The organism is Fusicatenibacter sp. (assembly GCF_977045365.1).
The window spans coordinates 1-24,584 of record NZ_CDRRUH010000048.1 but is presented as its reverse complement, the minus strand read 5'-3'; the positions used below and the strand labels follow the sequence as shown (position 1 = coordinate 24,584).

The 24,584-nt window shown below is 47.9% G+C and carries 25 protein-coding genes and 1 riboswitch; of the genes, 17 read left to right on the top strand and 8 right to left on the bottom strand.

What is annotated here, in order from left to right; all coding sequences use genetic code 11:
- The 14 genes from ACY2VW_RS10705 to ACY2VW_RS10640 all read left to right on the top strand — a co-directional run.
- Positions 1-428: PRD domain-containing protein (locus ACY2VW_RS10705; RefSeq protein ID WP_461878062.1), on the top strand; the 428-nt coding region annotated here is incomplete at its 5' end.
- A gap of 4 nt (positions 429-432) precedes the next feature.
- Entirely contained in the window at positions 433-690 is a 258-nt protein-coding gene (locus ACY2VW_RS10700; RefSeq protein WP_117801790.1) for an HPr family phosphocarrier protein, read from the top strand.
- Between the two features lie 21 nt (positions 691-711).
- Positions 712-2,340 (top strand): phosphoenolpyruvate--protein phosphotransferase, encoded by a 1,629-nt coding sequence (gene ptsP / locus ACY2VW_RS10695; protein ID WP_461878061.1) that lies wholly within the window; start codon positions 712-714, stop codon positions 2,338-2,340.
- Positions 2,341-2,520: 180 nt separating this feature from the next.
- Positions 2,521-4,899, top strand: coding sequence for a phosphoketolase family protein (locus tag ACY2VW_RS10690; RefSeq protein ID WP_461878060.1), 2,379 nt, complete (start codon positions 2,521-2,523; stop codon positions 4,897-4,899).
- A 299-nt stretch (positions 4,900-5,198) separates the two neighbouring features.
- The gene (locus ACY2VW_RS10685; RefSeq protein ID WP_461878059.1) at positions 5,199-7,421 is read left to right on the top strand and encodes a sensor domain-containing diguanylate cyclase; all 2,223 of its coding nucleotides are present in this window, start codon (positions 5,199-5,201) and stop codon (positions 7,419-7,421) included.
- A gap of 192 nt (positions 7,422-7,613) precedes the next feature.
- A riboswitch (SAM riboswitch) is annotated at positions 7,614-7,723 on the top strand.
- A 105-nt stretch (positions 7,724-7,828) separates the two neighbouring features.
- Positions 7,829-9,016, top strand: a complete 1,188-nt coding sequence (gene metK / locus ACY2VW_RS10680) for a methionine adenosyltransferase (protein WP_461878058.1) — start codon at positions 7,829-7,831, stop codon at positions 9,014-9,016.
- Positions 9,017-9,191: 175 nt separating this feature from the next.
- Complete coding sequence (locus tag ACY2VW_RS10675; RefSeq protein WP_461878063.1) at positions 9,192-10,685, top strand: ATP-binding protein; 1,494 nt, start codon at positions 9,192-9,194, stop codon at positions 10,683-10,685.
- Positions 10,682-11,371, top strand: a complete 690-nt coding sequence (locus ACY2VW_RS10670) for a response regulator transcription factor (protein ID WP_022461272.1) — start codon at positions 10,682-10,684, stop codon at positions 11,369-11,371. The genes ACY2VW_RS10675 and ACY2VW_RS10670 overlap by 4 nt, the downstream gene beginning before the upstream one ends.
- A 27-nt stretch (positions 11,372-11,398) precedes the next feature.
- Positions 11,399-11,995 carry a nucleoside/nucleotide kinase family protein gene (locus ACY2VW_RS10665; RefSeq protein ID WP_461878057.1) on the top strand — a complete coding sequence of 199 codons (597 nt, stop codon included), beginning with the start codon at positions 11,399-11,401 and terminating at the stop codon, positions 11,993-11,995.
- A 169-nt stretch (positions 11,996-12,164) separates the two neighbouring features.
- Positions 12,165-13,154, top strand: a complete 990-nt coding sequence (gene holB / locus ACY2VW_RS10660) for a DNA polymerase III subunit delta' (protein ID WP_117762179.1) — start codon at positions 12,165-12,167, stop codon at positions 13,152-13,154.
- 4 nt (positions 13,155-13,158) lie between these two features.
- Complete coding sequence (locus ACY2VW_RS10655) at positions 13,159-14,061, top strand: PSP1 domain-containing protein (protein WP_461875100.1); 903 nt, start codon at positions 13,159-13,161, stop codon at positions 14,059-14,061.
- A 169-nt stretch (positions 14,062-14,230) separates the two neighbouring features.
- Positions 14,231-14,914 carry a tRNA1(Val) (adenine(37)-N6)-methyltransferase gene (locus tag ACY2VW_RS10650; protein ID WP_055226320.1) on the top strand — a complete coding sequence of 228 codons (684 nt, stop codon included), beginning with the start codon at positions 14,231-14,233 and terminating at the stop codon, positions 14,912-14,914.
- A gap of 4 nt (positions 14,915-14,918) precedes the next feature.
- Positions 14,919-15,764 (top strand): 16S rRNA (cytidine(1402)-2'-O)-methyltransferase, encoded by an 846-nt coding sequence (gene rsmI / locus ACY2VW_RS10645; RefSeq protein WP_461878056.1) that lies wholly within the window; start codon positions 14,919-14,921, stop codon positions 15,762-15,764.
- A 129-nt stretch (positions 15,765-15,893) separates the two neighbouring features.
- The gene (locus ACY2VW_RS10640; RefSeq protein ID WP_334302879.1) at positions 15,894-15,992 is read left to right on the top strand and encodes a putative holin-like toxin; all 99 of its coding nucleotides are present in this window, start codon (positions 15,894-15,896) and stop codon (positions 15,990-15,992) included.
- 167 nt (positions 15,993-16,159) lie between these two features.
- Here the strand turns inward: ACY2VW_RS10640 and ACY2VW_RS10635 are convergent, their stop codons facing one another.
- Both ACY2VW_RS10635 and ACY2VW_RS10630 read right to left on the bottom strand, forming a co-directional pair.
- On the bottom strand, positions 16,160-16,537 hold the full coding sequence (locus tag ACY2VW_RS10635) for a type II toxin-antitoxin system death-on-curing family toxin (RefSeq protein WP_461878055.1): 378 nt from the start codon (positions 16,535-16,537) through the stop codon (positions 16,160-16,162).
- Entirely contained in the window at positions 16,534-16,776 is a 243-nt protein-coding gene (locus ACY2VW_RS10630) for a type II toxin-antitoxin system Phd/YefM family antitoxin (protein WP_461878054.1), read from the bottom strand. The genes ACY2VW_RS10635 and ACY2VW_RS10630 overlap by 4 nt, the downstream gene beginning before the upstream one ends.
- Positions 16,777-16,922: 146 nt before the next feature.
- On the opposite strand from ACY2VW_RS10630, the gene ACY2VW_RS10625 reads away from it, so the two are divergent.
- Both ACY2VW_RS10625 and ACY2VW_RS10620 read left to right on the top strand, forming a co-directional pair.
- Positions 16,923-17,543 carry a helix-turn-helix domain-containing protein gene (locus tag ACY2VW_RS10625; protein WP_461878053.1) on the top strand — a complete coding sequence of 207 codons (621 nt, stop codon included), beginning with the start codon at positions 16,923-16,925 and terminating at the stop codon, positions 17,541-17,543.
- 113 nt (positions 17,544-17,656) lie between these two features.
- The gene (locus tag ACY2VW_RS10620) at positions 17,657-19,024 is read left to right on the top strand and encodes an MATE family efflux transporter (RefSeq protein WP_461878052.1); all 1,368 of its coding nucleotides are present in this window, start codon (positions 17,657-17,659) and stop codon (positions 19,022-19,024) included.
- A gap of 186 nt (positions 19,025-19,210) precedes the next feature.
- Here the strand turns inward: ACY2VW_RS10620 and ACY2VW_RS10615 are convergent, their stop codons facing one another.
- Complete coding sequence (locus ACY2VW_RS10615) at positions 19,211-19,732, bottom strand: hypothetical protein (RefSeq protein WP_461878051.1); 522 nt, start codon at positions 19,730-19,732, stop codon at positions 19,211-19,213.
- Positions 19,733-20,214: 482 nt separating this feature from the next.
- Between ACY2VW_RS10615 and ACY2VW_RS10610 the strand changes: the two genes are divergently transcribed.
- Entirely contained in the window at positions 20,215-20,823 is a 609-nt protein-coding gene (locus ACY2VW_RS10610; RefSeq protein WP_461878050.1) for a nucleoside recognition protein, read from the top strand.
- 9 nt (positions 20,824-20,832) lie between these two features.
- Here ACY2VW_RS10610 and ACY2VW_RS10605 read toward each other — a convergent pair whose 3' ends face one another.
- From ACY2VW_RS10605 to ACY2VW_RS10585, 5 genes are all read right to left on the bottom strand, one after another.
- Positions 20,833-22,065, bottom strand: a complete 1,233-nt coding sequence (locus tag ACY2VW_RS10605) for an aminopeptidase (RefSeq protein ID WP_461878049.1) — start codon at positions 22,063-22,065, stop codon at positions 20,833-20,835.
- A 22-nt stretch (positions 22,066-22,087) separates the two neighbouring features.
- Positions 22,088-22,804, bottom strand: coding sequence for a histidine phosphatase family protein (locus ACY2VW_RS10600; protein ID WP_461878048.1), 717 nt, complete (start codon positions 22,802-22,804; stop codon positions 22,088-22,090).
- Between the two features lie 106 nt (positions 22,805-22,910).
- A complete protein-coding gene (locus tag ACY2VW_RS10595) occupies positions 22,911-23,441 on the bottom strand; it encodes an IS630 family transposase (RefSeq protein ID WP_461878047.1) in 531 nt (176 codons plus the stop codon).
- The gene (locus ACY2VW_RS10590) at positions 23,332-23,838 is read right to left on the bottom strand and encodes a helix-turn-helix domain-containing protein (protein WP_461878046.1); all 507 of its coding nucleotides are present in this window, start codon (positions 23,836-23,838) and stop codon (positions 23,332-23,334) included. The genes ACY2VW_RS10595 and ACY2VW_RS10590 overlap by 110 nt, the downstream gene beginning before the upstream one ends.
- A 171-nt stretch (positions 23,839-24,009) precedes the next feature.
- A partial coding sequence (locus tag ACY2VW_RS10585; RefSeq protein ID WP_461878045.1) for a Coenzyme F420 hydrogenase/dehydrogenase, beta subunit C-terminal domain occupies positions 24,010-24,584 on the bottom strand: 575 nt, incomplete at its 5' end.

The following is a 24,584-nucleotide window of genomic DNA, read 5'->3' as shown; positions in this document are numbered from 1 at the left end:
TCAGGGAGCTTTTAAAAGAACGGCTTCAGATCGAGATTGATGAACATGAAATCGGCTATCTTGCACTTCACGTTCATTCGGCAATTGTGGAGGAAAATGTTTCACAGGCCATGGAAGTGGCAAGAGCGGTCCGGGAGAGTATTTCTTTGGTGGAGCATATCACCGGGCACACCATCGATGTGATGTCGTTGTCGTATAACCGTATGATGAACCATATCCGCTATATGGTGGCAAGAGCGGTCAGTGGAGAAAAACTGAAAGTAAATATGAATGACTATATGTCCGTAAAGTTCCCGGAAGCCTTTCAGGCGGCAAAACGAATCTGTGAGGAGATGGAAAAACGGCTGAAACTTCCGATGGAGGAGATTGAGATTGGATATCTCGCTATGCACATAGAACGGATTATGGACAGAGAAGAAGGAGAATAAAAACATGAAATCATTTGAATATACCATTAAAGATGAACTGGGAATCCACGCAAGACCGGCAGGAATGCTGGTAAAGGAGGCAAAGAATTTTGCATCGGAATGCACCATCACAAAAGATGGGAAAACGAAAAAACTGACGCAGCTGATGATGCTGATGTCACTTGGCGTAAAACAGGGAGATACCGTAACTGTTGCAGCAAACGGAGAGGACGAAGATGCAGCGATTGAGACGCTGAAAGCGTTTTTCGAAGCAAATCTGTAAAAAGCGCTCGGAGGATAAAAAATGCAGTATTTTCAGGGAAAATCCGTATATAAAGGAATTGTTATGGGGCCGGTTGCGGTTCTGAAGAAAAATGATTATCAGGTTAAAAGAGCCCGGATTGAAGATCCGGAAGCAGAAGTGAAGCGTGTGGAAGAAGCCGTGGAGGTTTCGAAAAAACAGCTTGGCAGACTGTATGACAAGGCAGTCCGGGAGGTCGGAGAGGCAAGTGCGGCGATCTTTGAAGTTCATCAGATGATGCTGGAGGATGAAGATTATCTGGAATCGATGCAGAACATGATCCGGACAGAACTGGTGAATGCAGAATATGCAGCAGCAGCAACCGGCGATAATTTTGCAGAGATGTTTGCGGCTATGGATGACGAATATATGAAGGCCCGTTCCGCAGATGTAAAAGATATTTCCGAACGTCTGGTTCGCAATTTAAGCGGTGAGGGAGATAACGACCTGAGCTCTATAGAACCATCTATTATAGTGGCAGACGATTTAAGTCCGAGTGAAACTGTACAGATGGACAAAGAAAAAATACTTGCGTTTGTGACTGTGCATGGATCTACCAACTCTCATACTGCGATTCTTGCGCGAATGATGAATATTCCGGCACTGATCGGTGTCCCGATGGATTTAAACAGTCTGAAAACCGGTATGACGGCCGTTGTAGACGGTTTTTCGGGTCAGGTTATCTTTGAACCGGAAGAAGGCGTGCAGAAAGAAACCGAAAAAAGAATGCAGGAAGAAGCAGAAAAACAGAAGCTTCTTGAGGAACTGAAGGGAAAAGAAAACGTTACGCCGGATGGCCGTAAGATCAACATCTATGCAAATATCGGCAGTGTTGGTGACCTTGGCTATGTGATGGAAAATGACGCCGGCGGAATCGGACTTTTCCGAAGCGAATTCCTCTATCTTGGAAGAAATGATTTCCCAACGGAGGAAGAACAGTTTCAGGCCTATAAACAGGCCGTGCAGACCATGGCAGGCAAAAAAGTGATTATCCGTACACTGGATATCGGGGCCGATAAGCAGGTGGATTACTTTAATCTTGGAAAAGAAGAAAATCCGGCGCTTGGGTATCGTGCAATCCGGATCTGTCTGAAACAGCCGGAGATTTTTAAAGCGCAGCTTCGCGCACTGTTCCGTGCAGCCGTTTACGGAAACCTTTCTGTCATGTATCCGATGATCACATCAACAGAAGAGGTAGAAAAAATCTACGCAATTGTCGCGGAGGTAGAGGAAGAGCTGAAAGCGCAGGAAGTGCAGTATAAAATTCCGGAGCAGGGCATTATGATCGAGACACCGGCAGCCGTGATGATTAGCGACCGTCTGGCGGAAATGGTGGATTTCTTCAGCATCGGAACGAACGACCTGACCCAGTATACTCTTGCGATTGACCGTCAGAATGAGCAGCTGGATGACTTTTACAATCCACACCATGAAGCGGTTCTTCGAATGATTCGTATGGTGGTGGAAAATGCGCACAAATGCGGAAAATGGGCAGGAATCTGCGGGGAACTCGGTGCGGACCTGACATTGACGGAGCAGTTTGTACGAATGGGAGTGGATGAGCTTTCTGTTGCTCCATCCATGATTCTGAAGCTGCGGAAGATTGTCCGCGAGATGAAAGCAGAAGAGTAGAAAAAACGATACAGCAGATGGGGCTGCCGCACTAATTGAAAATTAGTGCGGCAGCCCCACATCCTTTTTAAAAAAAATTAACTACTTAAAAAATTACGCAAGATATAACTTGAAATGTTGAACGTACAGGTTTTAAGATGGGGACGTAAGGTAAAGTACGTAATGAAAGGAGTCTCAACTATGAGCGAAGTAGAAATGTGCCTGGAGAAACAGCCGCTCTGCGATGAAATGCTCGAGAAGATGAACGAGTACTGGCGTGCCGCAAACTATCTGTCTGCCGGCCAGTTATACCTTCTGGACAACCCGCTTTTAAAAGAGCCGCTTACCCTTGGTCAGGTAAAGAAAAAAATTGTAGGCCACTGGGGAACCGTACCGGGACAGAACTTTGTATGGACACACTGCAACCGTGCCATCAAACGTTATGACCTTGATATGATTTACCTGTCCGGCCCTGGACATGGCGGAAACTTCCAGATCGCCAACACCTATCTGGAGGGATCCTACAGCGAAGTATATCCGAACATCAGCCAGGATGAAGAAGGCATGAAAAAGATGTTCAAACAGTTCTCCTTCCCTTGCGGAGTTCCGAGCCACTGTGCTCCGGAGACCCCGGGTTCCATCAATGAGGGCGGTGAGCTGGGATACTCGATTGCACATGCATTCGGTGCAGTCTTTGATAACCCGGATCTGATTGCCGTTACCGTAGTAGGTGATGGTGAGGCCGAGACAGGCCCGCTGGCTACTTCCTGGCAGTCAAACAAATTCCTGAACCCGATCACCGACGGTGCTGTTCTTCCTGTTCTGAACCTGAACGGATACAAGATCAGCAACCCGACCATCTTTGCACGTCTGTCTCATGAAGAAGTAGAAGCATTCTTCAAAGGATGCGGCTGGAAAGCATACTTCGTAGAGGGCGACGATCCGATGGCCATGCACCGCAGGATGGCTGAGACCATGGATACCGTCATCGAAGAGATCAAGGCAATCCAGAAAAATGCCCGTGAGAACAACGATCCGGAAAGACCGGTATGGCCGATGATCGTTCTCCGCACACCAAAGGGATGGACCGGCCCGAAATTCGTAGACGGACTGCAGATCGAAGGCAGCTTCCGTGCACATCAGGTGCCGATCTCCATGGAGAAACCGGAAGAGCATCTGAAACTTCTGGACGAGTGGCTGAAGAGCTATCACGCAGAAGAGCTGTTTGACGAGCACGGCCGTCTGAAACCGGAAATCGCAGAGCTCTGCCCGAAGGGTGATGCCCGTATGGGTGCCAACCCGCATGCAAACGGCGGTAAACTCTTAAAAGACCTGCGTCTGCCTGACTTCAGAAACTACGGAATCGAAGTTGAGCCTGGCAAGACAAAAGCACAGGATATGATCGAGCTTGGCGGATACATCCGCGACATTTTCCATCTGAATGAGGAGAACCAGAACTTCCGTATCTTCGGACCGGATGAGTCTATGTCCAACCGTCTGTACAGAGCTTTCGAGGCTACTGACCGCGACTGGAACGCAGAGCTTCTTCCGAACGATGATCATCTGGCAAGAAACGGCCGTATCATGGACGGTATGCTGAGCGAGCATATGTGCGAGGGATGGCTGGAAGGATACCTTCTGACCGGACGTCACGGCTTCTTTGCAAGCTACGAAGCATTCATCCGTATCGTTGACTCCATGGCTGCACAGCACGCAAAATGGCTGAAAGTCTGCAACCAGCTTTCCTGGAGACAGCCGATCGCTTCTCTGAACTTCATCCTGACGTCCAATGTATGGCAGCAGGACCACAACGGATTTACCCATCAGGACCCGGGATTCCTGGATCACATTGCCAATAAAAAAGCAGACGTTGTCCGCATGTATCTCCCACCGGATACGAACTGCCTGCTTTCCTGCTTTGATCACTGCATCAAGAGCAAGAACTACGTCAACGCAATCGTTGCATCGAAACACCCGAGCTGCCAGTGGCTGACCATGGAGCAGGCTGTTAAGCACTGCACACAGGGTATCAGCATCTGGGATTGGGCAAGCAACGACGAGGGTGAAGAGCCAGACGTTGTACTGGCTGCCTGCGGTGACACTCCGACTCTGGAGATCATGGCTGCAACTACCATTCTCCGCGATGAGATGCCGGATCTGAAGATTCGTGTCATCAACGTTGTCGACCTGTTCAAGATGGAATCCGAGACGAAACATCCGCACGGCTTAAGCGACCGCGAGTACGATGCTCTGTTTACCAAAGATAAACCGATCATCTTCGCATTCCACGGATATCCGACTCTGATCCACGAGCTGACCTATGAGCGTCGCAACCACAACATGTCCGTTCACGGCTATCAGGAGGAGGGTACCATCACAACTCCGTTTGATATGCGTGTTCAGAACAAGATCGACCGTTTCAACCTGGTTAAAGATGTCATCATGCATCTGCCGCAGCTGGGCAACAAGGGTGCTCACCTGATCCAGAAGATGAACGACAAACTCATCGAGCACAAACAGTACATCGCTGAGTACGGCCAGGACCTCGAAGAGATCCGCAACTGGGAGTGGCATAAATAAGATCTGCTGATCTTTCCATGACCTTGAAATCTTTCATAACAAAAATAAGGAGGCGTTTCTGCAATCCGAAAGGAGAGCGGGGACGCCTTCTTTTTTTGCTTTTTGTCAGAAATGCTCAAATTTATAATGTTTCATTTTAATAAAAAATAAAATTTATACAAATAATTGTAATGAAATAAGGAAAATTTTAAGAAAGTATGGTATAGTATGAGTACTAATGAAAATTTTTGCGCATTCCCGGGACGGAAGAAGGGAAGAAAAGAGAGAGTTGAAAAAATGGAAGAGAAAAGGGCTATGAGATGAAGAAAAGCAGATTTACAGACCGGATAAAATGGAAGATCATCATCGTTCTGATGGTTGGAATGGTCGTTGTGGCACTGTTTCTGCAGGCAGGGATTCTGATGTACGTCAACAGTAAAAATGCGGACAAGATGTCACAGATGCTGCTGGATCAGTCGATCAGCATTATTGAGAAAAATCAGGAGAACGAGAAAGATCTGATCAAGTCGCTGAAGGAGGATTACATTGTCCGTGCGCGGGCGGTGGCGTACATTCTGGAGTCAAGGCCGGAAGCGGAATATGATACAGAGGAGCTGCAGAAAATCGCGTCGCTGATGTCGATTGACGAAATTCATCTGTTTGATGCGACGGGAAAAATTTATAGCGGAACAAAACCGGAGTACTATGGATACAGCTTTGACTCCGGCGAGCAGATGGAGTACTTTAAGCCGATGCTGGAGAACAAGGGTCTTACGATGTGCCAGGATATCACGCCGAACACCTCGGAGGGAAGGAGCATGATGTATGCGATCACCTGGAACAGCACAGGAGATAAGATGATTCAGGTCGGGATCGAACCAGTGCGGCTTCTGGCGGAGATCAAACAGAATGATGTATCGACTGTAGTGAGCAATATGCCGATGTATCAGGGCATGAATCTTTACGTGGCAGATCTCGATACCCATGAAATCCTGGGTGCAACGGATGAGAATACGATCGGAAAGAAGCTGGAAGCCATCGGTATGCCGCGGGCGTACCTCGGCGGAACAAAGATGGTGAGCGGAATTGTAAAAATCCACGGAGAGAAATACAACTGCGTTTTTGAAACGTTGGGAGAATACCTGGTTGGTGTTACCTTTGCGGTATCTGCGGATAATGAGAGCAACCTGATTGCGATTCTGATGGTTGCGCTGTATCTGTGCATTGCGTGTGTAATCCTGCTGTATCTGGTTTCGCGGGTTCTGAAAGCAAACCGGGAGAGAAAAGAGCAGTACGGTATTCTGGCGTCGATGGCAGAGATTTATTATCGGATGTATCTGGTAAATCTGGAACAGGATTCCGTCATTGCCTATTCCGACCAGACGGAGGAACAGGAGACCGGAAAGATTTACCGGAATGCGGATCAGAGAATGCATGAGATTATGGCGGAGACCGTCATTGAGGCGTACCAGGAGCAGGCGGATCAGTTCGTAGATCTGCACACGGTTGCGGAGCGCATGAAGGGAAAGAAAATTATCTCCGGAGAGTTTGTAGGAAAGGATTTTGGCTGGTTCCGTGCATCGTTTGTTACGATCCGGGCAGACATCAATAAGAAGCCGGTGAAGGCAATTTTCACGATTCAGAGCATTGAAAATGAGAAGCAGAAAGAAGAGATGCTGATCGAGACATCGAATACGGATGAACTGACGGGATGTCTGAACCGCAGAGCATATGAGAAGGATATCCGCGGGCTGCGGCCATCGACGGAGTTTGTCTATGTTTCCATGGATGTCAACGGACTGAAAATTGTGAACGACAGTCTTGGCCATGCGGCGGGAGATGAACTGCTGCGCGGGGTAGCCTACTGTATCCGGAAGACGTTTGAAGATTACGGAAAGGTTTACCGGATCGGCGGCGACGAGTTTGTTGCGATCCTCTTTACAAATTCGCAGCGGATGCAGGAAATCCGTCAGGTGTTTGATGAAACGGTGGAGTCCTGGAAAGGCGAGCAGATCGATTCCATGACGATTTCGTACGGTATTGTCTCAAGCCGTGAGAAAGAGTGGGAGTCCGTACACGAGATAGCGCATGCAGCGGATATCCGCATGTATGAGAAAAAGGCGATGTATTACAGCCGGAACGGCGTGGACCGGAGAGGACAGCCGGCCGCGTATATTGCGCTCTGCAAGCTGTATCCGAAGGTGCTGAAAATCAATCTGAACAAGGACAGCTACCGGATCCTGAGCTGGGAACCGCCGAAGACGGAGGACGGCGCACCGACGAGTCTGTCATCCTGGCTGGAGCATTTGTCCACGGAAGATCAGATTGCACCGGAAGACAAAGACGATTATCTTGCAAAAACAGATCTCGATGCGATCCGCCGGCGGTTTGATGAAACCAAGGTTGCGCAGACAATCACATATCACTGCGAGCAGGATGGAAAAGCGCGGACGGTGACGATTGAAATTGTGCCGACGGATGAATACACGCCGGAAAACAGGACGGGATTCCTTTACATTAAAGAACACGAAAAAGAAACATGATTTTTTGCTGCCCCGGGGCTTCGGCAATCCGCCAGAAGCTCCGGGGCAGTGTATTTTCCGGGATTTTGGCGGTTTGAGTCCGACACTTCCAGGAAAATGTCTCAATTCCTTTCATTTCCTCTTGACGAATGACGTATTTTGCGATAGTGTATCAGAGGAACAAAAAACAATATCAAAAATTCAGTTGCTTTTCTCTTATTCAGAGTGGTGGAGATACATAGGATCTGTGAAACCACGGCAACCCCCAGATGGAAACCCATTGGGAAGGTGCCAGCCTGAGCGAAACTTTCGAACAATAAGGGGATTTGAACATTACTATTCAGGTCCGCTTCGCTTGCGGATCTTTTTTATTGTTCAGAGATCTTATAGAAGATCAAAAGAGAAGAGAAGAAAAAAGGAGAACGAGAATGGAAAAAAGACTGTTTACTTCTGAGTCTGTAACCGAAGGACATCCGGACAAACTCTGCGATGCCGTTTCTGACGCGATTCTGGACGCTCTGCTTGAGCAGGACCCGATGAGCCGTGTAGCATGCGAAACCTGCACCACAACAGGATACGTGATGGTAATGGGTGAGATCACCTCCAAAGCACAGATCGATATCCAGCAGATCGTCCGCGACACCGTTCGCGAGATCGGCTATGACCGTGCAAAATACGGATTTGACGCTGACACCTGCGCAGTGATCGTTGCACTGGACAAACAGTCAACCGATATCGCTATGGGTGTAGACAAAGCGCTCGAAGCAAAAGAGAACAACATGAGCGACGAGGAGATCGATGCCATCGGAGCCGGAGATCAGGGTATGATGTTTGGATTTGCGAGCAACGAGACCGATGAGTATATGCCATATCCGATTTATCTGGCACACAAACTGGCTCGCCAGCTGACCAAAGTCCGCAAAGACGGTACTTTAAGCTACCTTCGTCCGGACGGAAAAACACAGGTAACCGTAGAGTACGATGAGAACGGCAACCCTTTCCGTCTTGATGCGGTTGTTCTTTCCACTCAGCATGATCCGGAAGTATCCCAGGAGCAGATCCATGAGGATATCAAAAAATACGTATTCGACGAAATCATCCCGGCAGACATGGTAGATGAGCACACCAAATTCTTCATCAACCCGACCGGCCGTTTCGTAATCGGCGGACCTCACGGAGATTCCGGTCTCACCGGACGTAAGATCATCGTAGACACCTACGGCGGATACGCCCGTCACGGCGGCGGAGCTTTCTCCGGAAAAGACTGTACAAAGGTAGACCGTTCTGCAGCTTATGCAGCACGTTACGTAGCAAAGAACATCGTAGCAGCAGGTCTTGCCGACAAATGCGAGGTCCAGCTTTCCTACGCAATCGGTGTCGCTCATCCGACTTCCATCATGATCGACAGCTACGGCACAGGAAAACTCTCCGACAACAAACTGACAGACATCGTTCGCGAGAACTTCGACCTTCGTCCGGCTGGAATCATCAAAATGCTGGATCTGCGTCGTCCGATCTACAAACAGACATCCGCTTACGGCCACTTCGGAAGAAACGATCTGGATCTGCCGTGGGAGAAACTGGATAAAGTAGAAGACCTGAAGAAATACCTCTAATTTCAGGCTTTTCTGTTTATAGAAAGTTTAGAAAGATTCATCTAAGTTAATGAAAAATCCTCAGGCGTTGTGCTATAATAAATTTAGACTGCGTACTGGGGATTTTTTGTGCGCAAAAGTACGAAATATGTGTTGGAAAACAGGTGGATCTTATATGGAAAAAAAGAAGAAAAGCATGAAATTAAGGACGAGAGTAATCATTTCTTTTTTCATCATCATACTGGTTCCGATTGTCATGTGTGCCTTGACGCTTTACTTGTTTGTAGGGTATAAGACAAAGATCATCGGCGAGAAATACGGTCTTGCAAACGCAACGTACCGAACCATTTCGAACAATACTCTGCTGCTGAATGCGATGACATCAGAAGAGTACGACGAAGTGGAGGATACCGCAAATTCGGATACCGCAAAGCTGGAAGAAACGGATTATCTCTCGATTCTGAATGCAAGACTGCAGAAGAAACAGTCGTTTATCGCGGTGCGCGAGGATGGCGTCATCATTTACAATGGCTCGGCGGAGCTGTCATCGGAGAATCTGGAAAATGAGCTACCGAAATACGGTGACCCGGGGGCCAATTCGAAGGGCGGCGTTTATTTCCGCAATGAAAAACAGTGGATGGTCAAACAGGTGGACTATGAGAACGCGGACGGAAAAGAATGCAGTGCGTTCATCGTCACCAAGACAGACCAGATTGCGCCGCAGATTACGGGCATGGTAAGAGAGCTCGGTATTGTGATTGTGCTGATTCTGGTGCTCACGAGCCTGGGCCTCAGCCTCTGGATTTACCGCGGCGTCATCGGACCGCTCGAGCAGCTGAAAAAGGCGACACAGAATATCAAGGACGGAAATCTTGACTTTACCGTGGAGCCGTGCGGCGTGGAGGAGATCAACGATCTCTGCGAAGATTTCGAGGAGATGCGTATCCGGCTGAAAGAGACGGCGGAGGAAAAGGTCGAGTTCGACAAAGAGAATAAAGAGCTGATCAGCAACATTTCGCATGACCTGAAAACACCGATTACCGCGGTCAAGGGTTATGTCGAGGGAATCATGGACGGCGTGGCAAATACGCCGGAGAAGATGGACCGCTACATCCGCACCATTTACAACAAAGCGAATGAGATGGACCGTCTGATCAATGAGCTGACGTTTTATTCCAAGATTGACACGAACCGCATTCCGTATACGTTCTCGAAAATCCATATCGCGGATTATTTCGATGACTGTGTGGAAGAACTGAATCTGGAGCTTGACGCGCAGCATGTGGATCTGACATACTTTAATTATCTCGAGGACGACCCGATCGTCATTGCAGATGCGGAGCAGATCAAGCGTGTCATCAATAACATTGTAAGCAATTCCATCAAATACATGGATAAGAGCCATAAAGTCATTAACATCCGTCTGCGCGATGTCGGAGATTTTGTGCAGGTGGAGATTGAGGACAACGGAAAGGGAATTGCGACGAAGGATCTGACGAAGATTTTCGACCGTTTCTACCGCACCGACGCGTCCCGCAACAGCACGAGGGGCGGCAGCGGCATCGGTCTTTCCATCGTGAAGAAGATTCTCGAAGACCACGGCGGAAAAGTGTGGGCCACCAGTAAAGAAGGCGTGGGAACCACAATGTACTTTGTATTAAGAAAATACCAGGAGGTACCTGTTTCATGAGTAAGATACTGATTGTTGAGGATGAGGAATCCATTGCGGATCTGGAGAAAGATTATCTGGAGCTTTCGGGCTTTGAGGTAGAGATTGAAAACCAGGGAGACACCGGTCTTGTGCGGGCGGTCAAAGAGGATTTTGATCTGCTGATTCTGGATCTGATGCTGCCGGAGGTGGACGGCTTTGAGATCTGCCGTGAGGTGCGCGAGAAGAAGGATATTCCGATTATCATGGTTTCGGCAAAGAAGGATGATATCGACAAAATCCGCGGACTCGGTCTTGGTGCGGATGACTATATGACGAAACCGTTTTCTCCGAGTGAGCTGGTTGCGCGTGTGAAAGCACATCTGGCACGGTACGACCGTCTGGTCGGAAACGGCAAGAAAGAGAATGATGTTGTGGAGATCCGCGGCATCAAGATCGACAAGACCGCGCGCCGCGTGTGGGTGAACGGAGAGGAGAAGCAGTTTACAACGAAAGAGTTCGATCTGCTGACCTTCCTTGCGGAGAATCCGAACCGCGTTTTCACGAAAGAAGAGCTGTTCCGTGAGATCTGGGATATGGAGTCGATCGGAGATATTGCGACGGTTACGGTGCATATCAAGAAGATCCGTGAAAAAATAGAGTTTAATACGGCAAAGCCGCAGTATATCGAGACGATCTGGGGCGTTGGTTACCGGTTTAAGGCATAAAGAATCTGTGTTTCGGGGAGATAAAAAATGGGAAAAATTTACTATCTGATGGGAAAAAGTGCGTCAGGGAAAGATCATATTTATGAGCATCTGATCCAGGAGACGGCGCTGGATTTAAAACCGTTTGTGCTGTATACAACACGGCCGATCCGGATCGGGGAGCAGGACGGAAGAGAGTATTTCTTTGTGGATGAAAAACGGCTTTCGGAACTGCGGGAGGCCGGAAAGATTATCGAGGAGCGCATGTATTCGACGGTGCAGGGGCCGTGGTATTATTTTACGGCGGATGACGGGCAGATTGATCTTGCGAAGCATGATTATCTCGGAATCGGGACACTGGAATCGTATCTGAAATTAAAGGCATATTTCGGGGAGCAGGCGATGGTTCCGCTGTATATCGAGGTGGACGACGGGCTGCGGCTTTCGCGGGCACTGGAACGGGAAAGAAAACAGACAGAGCCGAAATACGCGGAGATGTGCCGGAGATTCCTGGCGGACTGTGAGGATTTTACGGAGGAGAAGATTGCGGAGGCTGGAATTGTCCGCAGATTTTCCAATAATTCTACGCCGGAAGACTGTTTTTCCGAAATTCAGAATTTTGTGGAACAACAGAAAGAGATGTGATATACTATGAGCAGTGCTAAAATAAAAAATGACGATTGCGGCTGCTTGCAGACGGAAGCGTTAGTTTTTATTTTAATAGGGCGACAGCCCTCAGTGAAAAAACGCGGAAGCGTTTTTGAACGGTACACTGCGGGCACAGAAATACAAAAGAACTCCAGGGGGTGATTTTATGCAGGGTTTTCAGAAGGTTGTAGGACATCAGGAAATCATAACGCATTTACAGAATGCCATTTCGATGAATAAAGTATCTCATGCTTATCTTTTTGGCGGAGAGAGTGGATCGGGAAAGAAAATGATGGCTTCGCTGTTTGCGATGACGCTTCAGTGCGAGAAGCACGGGGTCGAGCCCTGTATGGAATGCCCGTCCTGTAAAAAGGCACAAAGCCAGAATCATCCGGATATCATTTATGTGAAACATGAGAAGCCGAACACCATCAGTATCGATGAAATCCGCGGGCAGCTCATTAACGATGTGATGATCAAGCCGTACAGCAGTCCGTACAAGATTTATATCATCGACGAGGCGCAGAAGCTGACACTTCAGGCGCAGAACGCACTGCTGAAGACGATCGAGGAGCCGCCGGCCTACGCAGTTGTCATGCTTCTGGCAGACAACCCGGATGCGCTGCTTCCGACGATTTCGTCACGCTGTGTGCAGTTGAATTTAAAACCAGTGGGAGACCAGCTTGTGAAAGATTATCTGATGAATGAAATGCATGTGCCGGATTACCAGGCAGAGGTTGATGCGTCCCTGGCGCAGGGAAATATCGGAAAAGCAGAGCGGATTGCCCGTTCTCCGGAATACGAGGAGACGCTGGAAAATGCACTCCGCATGGCAAAGTACGCCGACAGTATGCCGTTGTATGAGATCGTGGAGACGATCAAAAAACTGACGGCCGAAAAAGACAATATTGACGATTACTTCGATATCTTTTCTTTATGGTTCCGCGATGTTCTGCTCTTTAAGGCGACAAAAGAGGTCGATTCCCTTGTGTTCAAGCAGGAGCTGAATGGAATCCGTGAGAGAGCGAATAAGAGCTCATACGAAGGCCTGGAGAAGATTATAGAGGCGATTCAGAAGGCGAGAGCCCGCCTGAACGCGAATGTTAATTTTGATTTAACCATGGAGCTTATGTTCCTGACAATGAAGGAAAACTGATAGCATGATAACAATTATAGGAGTACGTTTTCGAAACGTAGGAAAAGTATATTATTTCTCGCCGAGAGAGCTGGACATCTGCGTGGGCGACCACGTTATCGTTGAGACGGCGCGCGGCGTAGAGTATGGTTTCGTTGTGCTGGGACCAAAGGAAGTTGACGATTCCAAGGTGATCCAGCCGTTAAAAGAAGTCATCCGCATCGCAACGCCGAAGGATGATGCGCGGGAGGAGAACAACCGCAAGAAAGAAAAAGAAGCGTTTGAAATCTGCCAGAAGAAGATCCGGGCACATAACCTGGAGATGAAGCTGATCGATGCAGAGTATACGTTTGACAATAACAAAATGCTGTTTTATTTTACCGCCGACGGAAGAATTGATTTCCGCGAGCTGGTAAAGGATCTGGCGGCAGTCTTTAAGACGAGAATCGAGCTTCGCCAGATCGGTGTCCGCGATGAGACGAAGATCCTCGGCGGAATCGGCATTTGCGGAAGACCGCTTTGCTGCCACACGTATCTGTCCGAGTTTGCGCCGGTTTCGATCAAGATGGCAAAAGAGCAGAACCTGTCCCTGAATCCGACGAAGATTTCGGGTGTCTGCGGACGACTGATGTGCTGTCTGAAAAATGAACAGGAAACTTACGAGTACCTGAACCGCAAGCTGCCGGGTGTCGGCGATATCGTAACGCTGCCGGACGGCATGAAAGGTGAGGTTTCCGGTGTGAATGTGCTTCGCCAGCTCGTGAAAGTGCTGGTTGATGTGAACGACGAGAAGGAAATGCGGGAGTACCCGGTGGAGGAGCTCAAGTTCAAGCCGAAGCATAAGAAGGAAAAAGGAAAAGAGAAGAAAAAAGACAGAAACAGCTCCGGGGAGCAGGCTTCTTCGGAAGAGGCAAAACAGCCGGAATAAGATTGATTTGGAATGCATTTTGAAAAAAGTAAGCGCCGGGTAAAACTGACGCTTCTTTTTATGTGATACGGCGCTGGGCGGTCAGCAGGAGGAGGGAGTTTCATTGGATAGAAAAGAAGAATTTTTGAAGCCGGGTGAGCGGCTCGATGATCTGCAGAACGGTTACTGGATGATACAGAATCCATCCCTTTTCTGCTATGGCATCGACGCGGTGCTGCTGGCATCCTACGCGAAGGTGAAGCGCGGGGAGCGGGCGATGGATTTCTGCACGGGATCGGGAATTGTGCCGATTCTGCTGAAGGCGAAGACGAACGGAGAGCATTTTTCCGGGCTGGAAATTCAGGAATACAGTGCCGAGATGGCGCAGCGGAGTGTGCGGTACAATCATCTGGAAAATGATGTTGAGATTTTCCAGGGAGATGTGAAGACGGCATCGCAGCAGTTTGGAAAAGAAGTGTTTGATGTGGTGACGTGCAATCCGCCGTACATGACGGGGCAGCACGGGCTGACGAATGCGCTCGAGGCGAAGACGATTGCGAGGCATGAGGTGCTGTGCTCGTTTGATGATATTGCGAAAGAGGCATCGGCGGTTTTAAAGACGAAAGGCCGGTTCTATCTGGTGCACCGGCCGTTCCGGCTGGCGGAGATTTTTTCGACGCTGAAAAAATATCATCTGGAACCAAAAAGGATGCAGCTCGTGTATCCGTTTGTGGACAAGGAGCCGAACATGGTGCTGATCGAGGCGATGAAAGGCGGAAATCCGAGGATTACCGTGGAGAAACCGCTGATTGTGTATGAGACGCCGGGCGTGTATACAAAGGACATCCGGGAATTATATGGAGACGGGAGATAAGAACATGGCAGGAAAATTATATTTGTGTGCAACACCAATTGGAAATCTGGAGGACATGACCTTCCGTGCGATCCGCATTCTGCAGGAGGTCGATCTGATCGCGGCGGAGGATACGAGAAACAGCATTAAGCTGCTGAACCACTTTGAGATTCACACGCCGATGACGAGCTATCACGAATACAACAAATACGACAAGGGCCGCGAGCTGGTGCAGAAGCTGCTGGCGGGAACGAATATTGCGCTGATCACAGATGCCGGAACGCCGGGAATTTCGGATCCGGGTGAGGAGCTGGTGAAGATGGCGTACGAGGCCGGAATCGAAGTGACAAGCCTGCCGGGCGCGTGTGCGTGCGTGACGGCACTGACACTGTCGGGACTTTCGACGAGAAGATTTGTGTTCGAAGCGTTTCTTCCGCCGGATAAGAAAGAGCATAAGCTGGCGTTGGAAAGATTGAAAAACGAAACGAGAACGATGATCGTATACGAGGCGCCGCATCATCTGCTGAAGACACTGCGGGAACTGCTGGAAACACTTGGCAACCGCAGACTGACGCTTTGCCGGGAGCTGACTAAGAAACATGAAACGGCATGGCAAACCACGATTGAAGATGCCATTGCCCGCTACGAGCAGGAAGACCCGAAAGGGGAATGCGTGCTTGTGATTGAAGGCCGAAGCCAGAAAGAAATCGAGGACGAGGCGAAGGCGGCGTTTGAGGAGATTTCGATTGAAGAACATATGAAACGGTACGAAGACCAGGGGATTGCAAAAAAAGAAGCGATGAAACTCGTGGCAAAGGACCGCGGGGTGACGAAGAGGGATATTTATCAGTATTTGCTGGGGAAAGAATGACAGAAAAGAATAATAAAAACATTGTTATAAAGAGTTATATATGTTAAGATAGGAATACGGAAAGTCAAAGCACAAAGGCGGCCTACCCTTCATCTTGGAGGGACATACCCTCCGAATGAAAGGAGGGTGATGCCAATGTATGTTACATATTCGGATTTGATCCAGTTTGGAATATTCATTGTCGCATTGGTGACTCTTATTTTAGAGATCACAAAAGGAAAAAAATAGCCGCCACTACCGGAAATAGTGACGGCTGATCCCGTTAGGGATAAAGCTAACACTCAAGGGTAGGCCAAGTGTCTTTGGCTTTTCCTTTTATGTCATAACTATAACACGGTTTTTCGATATATGCAAGAGCCGGTTTGCAATAGATGTAGTAAATGACAAGCTATGGTTTAATTTTGGTGTTCCAGAATCCATTCCAGCAACTCTTCATAAGTAATATTTCCGGCTGCGACATCAAGAATGGTTTCGTATAATTCTTTCTGCGTATAGCTCAGCTCGATTCCATTTAAGGCAAGAAAAACAAGCATGGCATGTGTGCCGATTCGTTTGTTGCCGTCAATCATACAATGATTTTTGATCAGACCATAGCCCAGTCTTGCGGCTTTTGCCTGCAGGGTGGGGTACAATTCTTCTCCGCCAAAAGACTGGAAAGGTGTTTCGAGAGCGGAATCCAGCAGATTGTAATCTCTGACCCCGTCGCTTCCGCCGGTCTGCTGAATCAACTGAGTATGCAGCATGAGAATCTGCTTTTTACTCAGTCTTTTCATTTAGCAAGTACCTCGTATGCTTCATTATTCTGTTCCATAAGACGTTTTGAGATGCTTAAAACATCCTCATCAGATGCAGTAGTTTCCTGCTCGGCTTTGCTGAAGTCGATGACAAGATATCTCGGAACGTTGTTTTTCAGAATCACAGCAGAACCGCATTCGTCTACCAGGCGGGCGACTTTGGAAAAATTCTGGTTTGCTTCGGAAATGGAAATTAGGGTTTTTGTGTCGATCGTCATTTGGGGTACCTCCTTAAGAGTTTTTCTATAGTATATATAAATTTTAGGATAAATACAACCTAATTTGCTATGTTATTTTTTGTTGCTTGCCGCAACGCCTGTTGTGGGATTATGATGAGCCCATCAAATACGAGGAGGACACAGTTATGCTGAGTGATAACATTAAAATGCTGCGAAAGAAAAATGGATATTCGCAGGAGACGCTGGCGGAGCAGTTACATGTGGTGCGGCAGACGATTTCAAAATGGGAGAAAGGGATTTCCGTTCCGGATGCGGTGATGCTGGATCGGATGGCGGAGCTGTTTGAAGTGCCGGTGAGCGTGCTGCTGGGCGGCGGGCCGGAAGAGGAGGAGCAGCCTTCCGAATTGAATGAGATTGCGCAGCAGCTTGCGGTCTTAAATGATCAGCTGGTGCAGCAGGCAGTGCGGAGACGGAAAGTGATCCGGTATGCGTTTGTCGGTGTATTTGCGGCGATCTTTGTTCTGATTGGAACAGCAATCGCGCTTCGTGTGTACACAGAATCAAAGCTGCGGGATGAGGCATCGCTTCGCACCGTTCGTTATGAATGCACGCTTGACGGGGAAGCGTATGTATACGAAGCTTCCTATAACAGCCAGTATCAGATCCTGTACGAGGGCGGCGATGCCTGGATTTCGAACCATGTGCAGCCGGAGCAGTACGAGGATGTGAATGTGCTGTCGGCGCAGATGCAGGATTACTTCGAAGAAAAAGGCGGAACATGCACGATCATTGACGAAAATCCGTAAAGGTTTTGTATTATTGTATTTTTTTATGGTTTTGGGTATTTTATCTGCCCGGTAATTCCTCTCTTCTGATATAATAGTAACAATGCATTATATTAGAGGGAGGAATTTTCTTTATGTCACAGACACAAACCCGGCGGAGTTCTCAGGTCGATCTGCTTCACGGCCCGATCCTGAAATCTCTGCTGCTTTTTGCCCTGCCGATCATGGCGTCCCGCGTGTTTCAGCAGATTTACAACACGATGGACACGCTGATCGTCGGCTATACACTCGGCGACTCGTCGATTGCGGCGATGGGTGCCTGTTCGTCAATCTATGAGATGATGACCGGATTTACGTTCGGCGTTGGAAACGGTCTTGCGATCGTCACGGCGCGCTGTTTTGGACGGCAGGAGACGGACCGGATGAAAAAATCGGTTGCATCCTGTATTGTCATCGGCGTTGCCGTTACCCTGGTAGTCACCATTCTGGCAACGATCTTTATGCATCCGCTGCTGCGCCTGCTGAAAACACCGGCGGAGATTCTTGAGGAATCCTACAGCTATATTTCGATTCTCTCGATTTTCCTGTTCGTCATGTTCGCCTACAACCTGTGCTCCGGCCTGCTGCGGGCGATCGGAAACAGCTTCATGCCGCTCGTGTTCCTGATCTTTTCATCACTGGTGAACATCGTGCTCGATTTGCTGTTTATCCGTAACTTTGGCATGGGTGTCCGCGGTGCGGCGATTGCGACAGTCATTGCACAGGGAATTTCCGTTGTACTCTGCCTGATTTATATTGTTACAAAAGCGAAAATTCTGCTTCCGGAAAAACGCCACTTCGCGCCGGACCGCGGACTGTACGCGGATCTGCTGGCGCAGGGATTTTCAATGGGATTCATGAGCAGTATCATTTACGTTGGTTCGATCGTCCTGCAGCCGGGCATCAACAGCCTCGGCTATGAAACAATTGCGGGACATACTGCCGCAAGAAAGCTGTTTTCGTTCTCCATGATGCCGCTTTCCTCCATGGCGCAGGCCGTCAACACTTACGTTGCACAGAACCGCGGCGCAGACAACTGGGAGCGCGTGCGGAAAGGCATCCGTTACGCTTACATTTTCTGCTTCAGCGTAACCGCGTGCCTGATTGTAATCGTCACCCCGCTTGCACCAACCATGGTACACCTGATCTCCGGTTCATCCGACCCGACCGTCCTCGGAAACGGAGCCCGCTACCTCCGCGTAGCCATCCCGTTTTTCTTCGCCCTTGGGCTTGTCAACTGCAGCCGTCTGGCACTGCAGGCACTCGGAGAGAAAATTCTGCCGCTGCTGTCGAGCTTTATTGAGCTGTTTGGAAAGATTATCTTTGCCATGGTATTCATTCCACGCTACCACTACAGCGCCGTAATCTGGTGCGAACCGATCATCTGGTGCTTCATGGCTGCGGAACTTGTGATTTCACTGTATCGGAATCCGTATATGAGAAAAGGGAAAGCGGGAAATTGATTTTTAAATGAAAAAGTGCCGGGCAATACACGAAGAAATTTGTGTGTTGCCCAGTGCTTTGCTTTTCCAATCATAGAACTTATACGATCAATGGAGTTGCATATCGATTTGACAGTAATGGAGCGTTAATTAGCTGATAATATGGCAGGGAACTTTGCTAGAACAAAGTTCCCTGCTGTTGTTGTATTAATTGATATGTAAAATTTCAGAATTGCCAAAACTGGAACCTAAAGTAGTCGCTTCATCTAAACCAGACAGGTGAATTCGTCCATAATCAGAACAGTCAAAAGAAATATCGTAAAGCTCGTTTTTATAAACAGCAGTTGTGTCTTCTGCATTTTCAAAAGAAGCTAATTGCTCACCACAGAAAGTTTCATCCGCGTAAAAATTTTGTCCATCGCGGTTTTGCAGGACAGCCTTTGAAATTTTAAACTTAAAATGAGTGTCATCGTAAGGACTAATAGTGATACAGGTAAATTCGCCGTCAGTTGCATTTAGATAATCTCCAGCAGCTGGCATATGTTTGGCTGCAATAGTTTCTGCGTCGGAAATGATAGACGTATCTGAAACAGAGTTGGACACAGAACTGGAAACAGAAGACGAACTTTGAGCATCAGAACTGCTATTTGAGGAACAGCCGGTAAAGATGCCTAATGCGGTAATGGCAGAGAGACAGAAAACAGAGAAATTGATTTTTTTCTTTTTCATAAAAGAGACCTCCTTATGAGTGAATGATAAAGTTTGGTTGACGGGGAAATAATTCTTTTGAAACGGTGAATGAAGATTTCTATATATGTATTGTAATATAGAAAGAATGGAAAAGATAGAACACAGATATTAACATTATCTTGCTTTTTCCTTACAATGTAACAGAATGCGCCCGGCGAAAAAGTTTTGTTTTTCTTTCTTAACGATTTATAGCAATCCCTGAAAATAATGCAAAAAATTCAGCACCGCAGAGCGTGAATTACTGCGTCACAGATTTTCGTCGTACCCCAGTACGCCTTCAAATCTGTTCCTTGCAATTCGCGCTCAGCAGCACTGCCTTTTTTGCATTATTTTCGGGTCTTGCTATAGAAATATATATTCCATTTTATTTAATGTATATGGTGTAACAGGATGCTGTTCGAAGCATGGAAAATATAAAGTCAGCATATTTTTATAAAGATCTTTTCCAATCAGGTGATGCAATGAATTTTTTATGGAGTTCCATGCTGCTTCTCGGAATCGTATACGGTGCGCTGCAGGGGCGGATGCCGGAGGTGACGGATGGGGTGATCCGGGCTTCACGGGAGGCGGTGGTGCTGGCGGTTTCGCTGGTTGGGGTGACAGGGTTCTGGGCGGGGCTGATGGAGATTGCGAAGAAGGCGGGAATGATTGACGGGCTGGTAAAAAGGATGGGGCCGGTGCTGCGGTTTCTGTTTCCGAAAGTGCCGGAAGACCATCCTGTGATGCGGGCGGCGGGGATGAATATGATCTGCAATGTGTTCGGGCTCGGCGCGGCTGCGACGCCGCCGGGGCTGGAGACGATGGAACGGTTTGAAGAATTGGAAGAGGAGCGGCGGAAAATGAAAAACCCGGCCGCGGTTCCAGAAGGAACCGCGAACCGGGAAATGTGTACGTTTTTGATTTTAAATATTTCTTCTCTGCAGCTCATCCCCGTCAATATCATCGCGTACCGCAGTCAATACGGCAGCGTGCACCCGACGGCAATTGTCGGACCGGCGCTTGCTGCGACGGCTGCGAGTACGATTGCGGCGGTGGTGTTTTGCAAAGTGATGGAGAGGATGGGGCGATGATTATTCAGATTACTCGGCCCAGGTACCGTTTACAAAGACATCCGTCTCGCTTCCGTCTTCGTGGATACCCACGATGTGCAGGTCATCCGATCCAACCATGAAGTCAACGTGGATCAGAGAATCATTCACACCTTTTTCGTGAATCTCTTCCTCGGTCATATCCATAAATCCGTCGAGTACCTCAGAGAATCCTGCGCCTGCGGCAACGTGGCAGCATGCGTTCTCATCGAACAGCGTGTTGAAGAACATCAGTCCGGACTGGTTGATCGGGGACTCCTTCGGAACGAGTGCAACCTCGCCGAGCATCGAAGCGCCGTCATCCATGGCGAACATCTTTTTCAGAACTTCCTCGCCCTGCTCTGCGTGGCAGTCAACGACTCTTCCGTCCTTGAAATCAACGGTAAAGTTGTTGATGACCTGTCCGGACCAGCTGAGCGGTTTGGTGGAAACGAGGCGGCCTTCGCATTTGCCGCGCATCGGGCTGGTGAAAACTTCCTCGGTCGGCATATTCGGAACGTAGAAGGTATTGTTCATATGGTTGACATCACCAGCGCCGCTCCATTTTGCGCCCGGGATCAGTTCAACGGTAAAATCAGTGCCGTTTTTGCTGGTGTAGTGCAGTTTATGGAACGCCTGCTCATTCAGCCAGTTGGCTTTCTGGGTCATGCGGTCACAGTGTGCCTGCCAGATTTTTTCTACATCTTCGCCTTCTTTTAAGTACAGGCAGTCAAAAATGGCGTTCCAAAGTTTTTCAACCGCAGTATCCTCAGGCTCGCCCGGGAATACCTTTGCAGCCCATGCCGGTGATGGAGCGGCAACGATCAGCCACTGATGTTTTCCATCAATCTGGTCGCGGTATTTTTTCGTTACTTTTGCGCGCATCTGGCGGACGGTGGAGAGCAGGTCAGCGGAGATGCCGGCAAGCTCGTCCGGATCGGAGGAGTCGATGAAAATGCGGACCGGGAGATCCACGGTCATCTGTTTGAGGCGCTCTTCCTCCCAGGTCTGAACGGTGCCGAGGGTTTCTGCGGATGCATACTGATAATTCAGTTTGTTGATCGGACCGCACTCCCAGATCACTTCAACGTAGCTGGCACCGGCCTTGTAGCATTCTTCGGTGACCATAGTAGCAAGCTGAACCTGGTCAACACCGGTCTGCAGGCGGACGCGCTGTCCTTTCTGTACATTTGCGCCGATTTTTACGATCAGCTCTGCGTATTCTCTTAATTTTGCTTCATTCATGATAAAAATCTCCCTTTTTGTTTTAAAACTGGAATGGATCGTTAAAAGCTCCATAGTACGAAATCGGTTCGCCCGCCGAGAGCAGGTGATGAACATCGCCGACGGTCTGACAGCGGAAGTAGACTTCGCCAGGTTTGCGCTCCTCGGTTCCGACGATGGTGACGGAGGTCGGCGCCAGGAACATGCCCTGCCAGAGCTGTACCGGTGTCATGTTCAGCAGGTGGGACAGCGCCACACACGTAACGCCGAGATGGCAGAAGCAGACAATGACAGCTTCGCGGTTCGTGTCGTCCGAAGCGTGATAGCGGTAACCGTCGCGTACATAACCGTAGCGCGCGAGCAGTGCATCGAGTCCGTCGGTCACAAAATGGTAATTCTCGTCCATGTTTCCGGTCTGCATGATCGGATTTTTCGTCCAGAGATCATTGTCATAGAGATTCCGGTTTGCATCGAGCACATCCGGCAGAAAATCCCACGGAATCCGGCGCTTTCCGGTCTCCGGGTCAATGACAGGCGCATCAAACTCCCGCAGCCACGGAAGAATTTCAGCCTCGCGGCCCGCATTTTTCAGCGTAAAAGAAGCCGTATCCTTCGCGCGTCCGAGCGGCGAGCAGTAAAAATCGGTGACGTTCCATTTCGCAGTCCGTTTTGAAAGCAGCTCAGCCTCACGCCAGCCTTTTTCAGTCAGCGAATCAATCTCATAATTCGGTTCGCCGTGGCGGATAAAAATAATTTTCATAAAAATTCCTTTCTTCGTATGCCACAAATCGTTTGGTTTATGCATCGAAAAGTGAATTTCAGTTCCGAAAAATCAGAACTGATGTCACTTATAGCAATCCAATAAATTATTGCACATAATTACACGAATGAAACCACCCTATGCAGTCCTTTGGACGAATTGTTAAAAATCCTTTTGAAATAGCTGATGGTAATTCCGATGCCATCCGTATCTTTTCTTTCCTTAAAAATGCTTTGAGTTTTGACCACATCTTTTCAATCGGATTCAGATCCGGACTATATGGGGGTAAATACAGATAGGTTACTTTTGAACTGTCCAGTAGCTGTTTCACCGCCTTTGCATGATGGGAACGCATATTATCCATAACGATAATGTCTGCTTCTGAAAGCGTCGGCAGCAACTTTGTTTTCAGGTATTCTGCAAACCGCTCTGCAGTAGTTCCTCCCCGATAGCCTGTATAGGCACAGTCTCCATTCAGACGTATGGAAGAAAGAACGGTTGTATTGCAGGGCGTGTTGAGTGGAGTTTTATCTACTGCTCTCCGGTTTTTCCATGCTCTGGCATAATGTCGCGTCATATTGATGTTTACTCCGCTTTCGTCCAGAAAAACCAGATGATTTATGTCTTTCTCCGACATATGTTTTTTCCAATTCCTGCGTTTTTCCCTGACATCGGGGACGCTCCTGCTCTGAGGCATGAAGAGATTTTTTCTTGTAAGAATACCCGAGTTTAATAACTGCCTTGCGGACTGTTTCATTACAAACATGCAAACCAAGTTTATCAATGATTTCATCAATTGTGATATCTGGTTCCTGCTGAACCACTCGGTCAATGTTTTGAATATCTTCCGGTGTCAGGGCATGTTTACGACCTCTCTGTGATGTCATTGTTTTTACAGAACCTGTTTCACGCATTTGTTTTTCCAGGCGGTAAACAGTACTGGTATTCACAGAAAAACACTCTGCGATTTCTTTTGCATTGTGCGTTTTATTCCAAGCTTCAATAAGTAGTTTTCGTGTTTCATCATGTAACATAATAATCACCTCTTGACTCTATCATAGACCTGTTGTCAAGAGAGTGCAGTATTTTTTTGGAGTGCTATAGATAAAACGCTGCGCGAGTAAACTCGCATAGATGATTTCCACTTCCGGACATCTGATTTCCAAATTTCCGGAAGTGCGATTTCATCGCACAAGAATATTCAATCAGCATTTTCTAATTCGTCTATAAATTCTTCCTATTCCAAGTTTAAAGCTTCTCTTAAAAGCATTAATCAATCCATATTCTCCATATTTCTTAGCCATAAAATCAAAATCTTTTTTTAAATATGAATCCCAAAATTCTTCTCTATCCTCTGGCTTTGAAAATGGTCTTTGCATAGTAGACATCATACATTTTTCTACTGTACTAGTTTGGTAGATTAAATCTTTTTTTATCAAGTCAAAAACTTTTTCGCCTTTTTCATTATTAATCAAAACCAAGGAAACGCCTTTATCATCATTAAATCCCGGAATTGCACTATCTATTTTCCAAAAATCAGCAATTGTTATATCTGCAGGATGCATAATATCCTTATAGGGACATTTATAGCAACTTGGCCTAATAGTATAATGGGAACAGAACATATTTTTAAATACTTCACTATGAAAGCATTTAACTTTTCCTCTATAGTCTTTTAACTGTAACGTTTCTTTATGTGCCGCCCATCCAAACTTTTTTTTGTTTCTAAAATCAACCCCTATACATTTTGACTTATATTTCTGCTCCGCCCACTCTAAAT

What these genes read in the sequence shown, in the direction of transcription:
- ACY2VW_RS10650 (WP_055226320.1), top strand. Translation starts at nt 14,231, where the DNA reads ATGATACAGAATCCATCCCTTTTCTGCTATGGCATCGACGCGGTGCTG.
- ACY2VW_RS10670 (WP_022461272.1), top strand. Translation starts at nt 10,682, where the DNA reads ATGAGTAAGATACTGATTGTTGAGGATGAGGAATCCATTGCGGATCTG.
- ACY2VW_RS10610 (WP_461878050.1), top strand. Translation starts at nt 20,215, where the DNA reads ATGAATTTTTTATGGAGTTCCATGCTGCTTCTCGGAATCGTATACGGT.
- ACY2VW_RS10655 (WP_461875100.1), top strand. Translation starts at nt 13,159, where the DNA reads ATGATAACAATTATAGGAGTACGTTTTCGAAACGTAGGAAAAGTATAT.
- ACY2VW_RS10665 (WP_461878057.1), top strand. Translation starts at nt 11,399, where the DNA reads ATGGGAAAAATTTACTATCTGATGGGAAAAAGTGCGTCAGGGAAAGAT.
- ACY2VW_RS10600 (WP_461878048.1), bottom strand. Translation starts at nt 22,804, where the DNA reads ATGAAAATTATTTTTATCCGCCACGGCGAACCGAATTATGAGATTGAT.
- ACY2VW_RS10630 (WP_461878054.1), bottom strand. Translation starts at nt 16,776, where the DNA reads ATGACGATCGACACAAAAACCCTAATTTCCATTTCCGAAGCAAACCAG.
- rsmI (WP_461878056.1), top strand. Translation starts at nt 14,919, where the DNA reads ATGGCAGGAAAATTATATTTGTGTGCAACACCAATTGGAAATCTGGAG.
- ACY2VW_RS10690 (WP_461878060.1), top strand. Translation starts at nt 2,521, where the DNA reads ATGAGCGAAGTAGAAATGTGCCTGGAGAAACAGCCGCTCTGCGATGAA.
- ACY2VW_RS10640 (WP_334302879.1), top strand. Translation starts at nt 15,894, where the DNA reads ATGCCAATGTATGTTACATATTCGGATTTGATCCAGTTTGGAATATTC.
- ACY2VW_RS10635 (WP_461878055.1), bottom strand. Translation starts at nt 16,537, where the DNA reads ATGAAAAGACTGAGTAAAAAGCAGATTCTCATGCTGCATACTCAGTTG.
- ptsP (WP_461878061.1), top strand. Translation starts at nt 712, where the DNA reads ATGCAGTATTTTCAGGGAAAATCCGTATATAAAGGAATTGTTATGGGG.
- ACY2VW_RS10625 (WP_461878053.1), top strand. Translation starts at nt 16,923, where the DNA reads ATGCTGAGTGATAACATTAAAATGCTGCGAAAGAAAAATGGATATTCG.
- ACY2VW_RS10590 (WP_461878046.1), bottom strand. Translation starts at nt 23,838, where the DNA reads ATGTTACATGATGAAACACGAAAACTACTTATTGAAGCTTGGAATAAA.
- ACY2VW_RS10595 (WP_461878047.1), bottom strand. Translation starts at nt 23,441, where the DNA reads ATGTCGGAGAAAGACATAAATCATCTGGTTTTTCTGGACGAAAGCGGA.
- metK (WP_461878058.1), top strand. Translation starts at nt 7,829, where the DNA reads ATGGAAAAAAGACTGTTTACTTCTGAGTCTGTAACCGAAGGACATCCG.
- ACY2VW_RS10700 (WP_117801790.1), top strand. Translation starts at nt 433, where the DNA reads ATGAAATCATTTGAATATACCATTAAAGATGAACTGGGAATCCACGCA.
- ACY2VW_RS10675 (WP_461878063.1), top strand. Translation starts at nt 9,192, where the DNA reads ATGAAATTAAGGACGAGAGTAATCATTTCTTTTTTCATCATCATACTG.
- ACY2VW_RS10615 (WP_461878051.1), bottom strand. Translation starts at nt 19,732, where the DNA reads ATGAAAAAGAAAAAAATCAATTTCTCTGTTTTCTGTCTCTCTGCCATT.
- ACY2VW_RS10605 (WP_461878049.1), bottom strand. Translation starts at nt 22,065, where the DNA reads ATGAATGAAGCAAAATTAAGAGAATACGCAGAGCTGATCGTAAAAATC.
- ACY2VW_RS10685 (WP_461878059.1), top strand. Translation starts at nt 5,199, where the DNA reads ATGAAGAAAAGCAGATTTACAGACCGGATAAAATGGAAGATCATCATC.
- ACY2VW_RS10620 (WP_461878052.1), top strand. Translation starts at nt 17,657, where the DNA reads ATGTCACAGACACAAACCCGGCGGAGTTCTCAGGTCGATCTGCTTCAC.
- holB (WP_117762179.1), top strand. Translation starts at nt 12,165, where the DNA reads ATGCAGGGTTTTCAGAAGGTTGTAGGACATCAGGAAATCATAACGCAT.